The 3,592-nt window shown below is 41.4% G+C and carries 3 protein-coding genes and 1 pseudogene; 3 read left to right on the forward strand and 1 reads right to left on the reverse strand.

Annotation, left to right across the window (positions count from 1 at the left end; all coding sequences use genetic code 11):
• From WS42_RS15720 to WS42_RS14355, 3 genes and pseudogenes are all read left to right on the forward strand, one after another.
• Positions 1 to 168 (forward strand): annotated as a pseudogene (locus WS42_RS15720) (AAA family ATPase); the annotation flags it as partial.
• A gap of 8 nt (positions 169 to 176) precedes the next feature.
• Positions 177 to 719 carry an RloB family protein gene (locus WS42_RS14350; protein ID WP_013610447.1) on the forward strand — a complete coding sequence of 181 codons (543 nt, stop codon included), beginning with the start codon at positions 177 to 179 and terminating at the stop codon, positions 717 to 719.
• A 205-nt stretch (positions 720 to 924) separates the two neighbouring features.
• On the forward strand, positions 925 to 1,452 hold the full coding sequence (locus tag WS42_RS14355; RefSeq protein ID WP_046451326.1) for an RNA polymerase sigma factor: 528 nt from the start codon (positions 925 to 927) through the stop codon (positions 1,450 to 1,452).
• An 869-nt stretch (positions 1,453 to 2,321) separates the two neighbouring features.
• On the opposite strand, the gene WS42_RS14360 is transcribed toward WS42_RS14355, so the two are convergent.
• Positions 2,322 to 3,592 (reverse strand): alpha/beta hydrolase family protein (locus WS42_RS14360; RefSeq protein ID WP_046451327.1); only part of this gene is annotated, 1,271 nt, incomplete at its 5' end.

Raw genomic sequence — 3,592 nt, forward strand, 5'->3', positions numbered from 1 at the left:
GATCAGATATATTTTGTCAACAAACGGGATGACGGGTCCTCGGATTTGTATTCGCTGTTTGATTACAAAGATTTCCGCGACGGGCTGGATGCAGAGAAGGCATATCTGCAAGGTCGTTTTGATGCCATCCCGTATATTGACGAACAGACGGATAGTTTTATAAAATAGAAACTGATATGGGACGACAAATAAGAAAGTCCAAAGGCAAAACAATGAAGCCAAACTTCTTTGTTTTCTGTGAAGGGGAGTCTGAGGTTGCCTATATCAGTCACCTCCGTTCACAATACCGTGCGCCTATTCAGATTATCCCAAGAAAGAGCGATTCGAACATATCCGTTCGGTATATAGAGAATTGCAAACGGGAATATGTTGCAACCCAAAATGATAAAACATTTCTAATGTTTGACCTAGATGTAAACGGAATGCTGGAACACCTGCAAAGTATTCCAGATGTAGTATTGCTGGTGTCGAATCCGTGTATTGAGTTGTGGTATTTGCTACACTTTGAGGAGTGTCATGCCGAACTAACTCAAAACGCTTGCATAAAAAAACTGAAAAGACATCTTGAACACTACACAAAGGGAACTTTGGCATTAAATGAGAAACAGCAACTGTCCGAAAAGACATCAAAAGCAACAGCAAGAGCCAAGGTGTTGAAGACATATAATAATCCATCAACTACCATCTATAAAATGATAGAATTGCTGGAAAGTTCGTAATTTGAAGATTATGAAGAATAGAGAAATAACATCAGCTATTACCAGAGAATTTACGAGAGATACAGACTAAACAATAATGAGAGTTTGTGTTTTACATTGGAAAATAAAGGCTTGTAAATCTCAAAAAAACAATCAAAAATGTATATTTGCAAAAACGTTTATTTATTTTATCCGTTTCAATTTTTAGACGAACGTTTTTCACAGGATGTTGACCAATAGCCAAGGATTTAAAAGATTTTTCGAGCTCTATTTCGAACCCGTATACCGTTTTGTCCGGAAATATACGGAAGAAGATGCTATTGCCCGGGACATTACACAGGATACATTTATCCGGCTTTATGAGCGCAGAAGGGATTTCGACGTGCCTGAAAAAGCAAAATCTTTTATCTATATCACAGCCCGGAATCTCTGTCTGGATCATCTTAAACACCAGAAAATAAAACAACAATACCAACAGACACAATCGGTATCGAAAGCAGAGGACCCGGATTTTCTGCATGAAATCACCTATCAGGAAACTTTGCGGATTCTCCATCAAGCCATCGACACTCTCCCCCCTCAAACCCGGAAAATCATTTTATTGGGTCTGAACGGAAAAAACAACAATGAAATTGCCGAAACACTGAACATTTCGGTCAACACGGTAAAATCCCTGAAAAAAAGTGCCTACACCAGTTTGAGGGAGCAACTGAAAGATCCCATGCTCTTCCTGCTTTTCTTATTAATCGGTTGAATAATAAAAGGCGTTTATATGCATCTTTACAGCCAATAGGAAATCAATAGAAAGTTATTACCATCTCCGTCCCATTCCTAACCCTATAGGGCCCCAATTACTGACTGCCGGCCTATTGAAACCTTATTGGGGCCTTATTGGATCCCTATTGGTAGAAGCTTTCCCTGGGGATACTTGAAGGATTGGAGCTCTGACGAGTGTCGTCTTGCTTTTTCTGAACGCCCGACCAATGGTGTTTGACGGAAACGTAAGGTAAAGTTTTTTTTGAGAAGTGAGGAATTCCGCCGATCAGTGAAAGAAAAAGATAGACGACCGACAGAGCTCCAATGGTCTCCAAACACGATCCCCTCCGACTTACGTTATCACTAAATTGCAGACCGATCTTGATTTGAGAAATACCATTCTCCCCGAAAATAAACCGAACGGTCCGGTTTCCTATGGCTGTAAATTTCCGCTTGTATTTTCTTTGCCGGTTAGCTCTAACGTTAGATGCAGGGTTTTATGGCGGAAGACCATTGGAGCGGGAACGAGGATCTGGTTAGGTTTTCCGAACGCCCGACCGGTGGTGTCTGACGAACGGAGTGAGGAGTTCCGCCGGTCAGTGAGTTCTTCGAATAAGCGAGAGAAAAACAAAAGATTTTGTTTTTCCGAGCAGGAGAAGAACCGATGAAATCAACGAAAGCCTTAACGGACCGTTCCAGGCGAACCGGTCCTCCGGCATAAAACCCGGAATCGGAATAGAAAGAAAAAAATTAAACCTACATTTTTAAATCTGCTGTAAAGATGTATATAAATACTATAAAATAATCCCCGTGAGTTCATATAAAAACGTAACTTACGAGGATTATTCCAACTTATAAACTACTCATTCAGGATTTCATCCATTCCGGTTTTTTCCCGTCTTTCAGGTAATAATCATAAAATTCCATCACCCGGCGACTGTAATCCAGGCGGTTTTCCCATTTTTTCAAGTGATGTCCTTCACCTTTGTAGTTGAACAACCAGACAGGTTTATCCAAACGCCGGAGAGCCATGAAGAATTCTATACCTTGTTCCCACATGACAGAACCATCCTTATCATTGTGCATAATCAAAACAGGAGTCTGTACCTGAGGAAGAAAAAACAGGGGAGAATTCCGGATAAACTCTGCCGGCTTATCCCATAAAGTTCCTCCAATCCGGCTCTGAGTTTGTTCATATTGAAACATCCGACTTTTCCCGGATTCCCAACGGATTCCCCCATAGGCACTCGTCATATTCACCACCGGCGCACCAGAGACAGCTGCTTTAAACATATTTGTCCTGGTTACCAAAAAAGCAATCTGATAGCCTCCCCAACTATGTCCATTCAAGGCTATCCGGTCTTTGTCGATAAAATCATACCGATCAATCAAACTCTTTACGCCGCTAACGACAGCATCATACGAACTGGCCCCCGGTTCACCTTTCCGAAATACTACATCCGGGATAAAAACCAGATATCCGTTACTCACACAATAGGACCAGTTAATGACAGTTGCTATCGGTGAAGGAATATTATACCGATTTAGATTATCACTCCGTTTCTCATAAAAATAGACTAACATCGGATACTTCTGGGAAGGATCAAAATTCTCCGGTTTACACAAAATTCCTTGCAGGGAATCTTTAGCGAAACTTTCCCATTCCACTAATTCCGAAGTACCCCAAAGATAGGATTGCTGTATACTATCAGACACCGATAGTTTTTCAATCTCTGTGAAGAGACTGTCGGATTTATATACCTCAGGATACTCGGTAAAACTTTGTCTTCTCCAGATGCAATGTGACCGATCTTCCGAAAACTTCAAATTTTTATACAGATGGTCACTAAACACCAACTGCATACAATCCCCGGTAGGGGTCAACACATAATAACCCGATTTTTTGGTTCTATGCTGAAAAGCTTCCAGATATAAATTGGCCTTCAAATCTATATACCTTTCATCATCTTTTCGCTTTATATAGCGGAACCGGATACCGGCTTTCCGTCCCATTCCCTTAGTCAGGCAACAGGGAGCATCATGCCCGGCAGCATCGATCGCCCACAGATCCGTTTTACTATGGATCAATACCGTATGCCCCTTATCGGTCCAGCCAGCAAGTCCGAAATTTGTCACAT

The sequence above is a fragment of the Odoribacter sp. N54.MGS-14 genome, assembly GCF_000980295.1.
Classification (GTDB): domain Bacteria; phylum Bacteroidota; class Bacteroidia; order Bacteroidales; family Marinifilaceae; genus Odoribacter; species Odoribacter splanchnicus.

Excerpts from the sequence above, each read along its gene's own strand:
- WS42_RS14350 (WP_013610447.1), top strand. The coding sequence starts at position 177 with ATGGGACGACAAATAAGAAAGTCCAAAGGCAAAACAATGAAGCCAAAC.
- WS42_RS14355 (WP_046451326.1), top strand. The coding sequence starts at position 925 with ATGTTGACCAATAGCCAAGGATTTAAAAGATTTTTCGAGCTCTATTTC.